The organism is Bacillus sp. AR2-1, from assembly GCF_008368755.1.
GTDB classification, from domain to species: Bacteria; Bacillota; Bacilli; order Bacillales; family Bacillaceae_G; genus Bacillus_A; species Bacillus_A wiedmannii.
Genome location: NZ_QORY01000041.1, coordinates 1 through 1,165, shown reverse-complemented (window position 1 = coordinate 1,165; position 1,165 = coordinate 1). Strand labels below are relative to the sequence as shown.

Below are 1,165 nucleotides of genomic sequence, written 5' to 3'. Positions count from 1 at the left end.
TAAAACCAGAAGAGAAACCAGAAGTAAAACCAGAAGTAAAACCAGAAGAGAAACCAGAAGTAAAACCAGAAGAGAAACCAGAAGTAAAACCAGAAGAGAAACCAGAAGTAAAACCAGACCAGAAGTAAAACCAGAAGTAAATCCAGAAATGAAGCAAGAACCAAAGAAAGAAAGAATATCTGGGGCGAAGAAGGGAACAAAATCAGGGATTAATTTACCAGCAAACCTCGATGAATCTTTAGTGACAAGTGATGTTACTTATAATCAAATTGCATTAAACATGCTACAAGTTTCTAAAATTTCAATTTCAGATCAAGCACAAAGTTTAGTTCGTGATATTAATAAAAAATATAATACTAATTTTAAATTTAGTAATATTGGATTAAGTATTAAGTTAGTAGATGAAGGTATTCCCCTTCCAACAGATTCAATTGGTGCGCAATTACTTATTGAAGGACCAGCTGAAAATGATTTTGAAATGAAATCCTTATATGATAATGAGGCCGTAGTGGAACTAACGAAAAAATGGGTTACCTTATTAGCTCCTGATTTAAATTTAGATCAAGAAATTCAAGAAGCAGTAAAGAAACATACTATGAATAACTATTATTTAAAAGGGGACTATAGGGTTAGAATTATGAATTCAAAATCTGATAAAGTAATGCGTGTACAAGTAGAACCTAAGTAATTGCTATTGTTTTTTTATATAAGGTTTACCATGATATAAAAATGCTAAATAAATTATATAAAGGACACACCAGTATCTATTTAAAGGTACGGTGTGTCCTATTTTTTGTACTGTAGATATACAATGAAAAAGTGAGATACAACATATGTTAGTAAATGAAGTATATGAATTCCATATATATTTAAAGAAGAGGCAGGATACAATGTAGTTAAAAGAAGTAGGTAGAATCGCTCTTTAATCTTTAGAGAACTACTCCCCACTTAGCAAAGCTTGAAGTTGGAGCTTCTCAGGTCTACGACGAAAGTAACCTTTCCTTTCATAGGGTTAGAAACGTTTTTATTAACTCTTATATCTATTAAAATAAATAATTATTCACCTTGTATAATAATTAATCGCTACATTATTAATATAGTTACCTTACAGAAATGTAAGATTTATTTAATTGACACTCGTATGTATAAGTAACTATACTAGTTA

At 30.0% G+C, this 1,165-nt stretch carries 1 protein-coding gene; it reads left to right on the top strand.

Annotated elements, in window-relative coordinates; all coding sequences use genetic code 11:
- The first annotated feature begins 148 nt into the window (after positions 1-148).
- On the top strand, positions 149-688 hold the full coding sequence (locus DT250_RS32455; RefSeq protein WP_370513135.1) for a Surface layer protein: 540 nt from the start codon (positions 149-151) through the stop codon (positions 686-688).
- Positions 689-1,165 lie beyond the last annotated feature (477 nt).

Excerpts from the sequence above, each read along its gene's own strand:
- DT250_RS32455 (WP_370513135.1), top strand. The coding sequence starts at position 149 with ATGAAGCAAGAACCAAAGAAAGAAAGAATATCTGGGGCGAAGAAGGGA.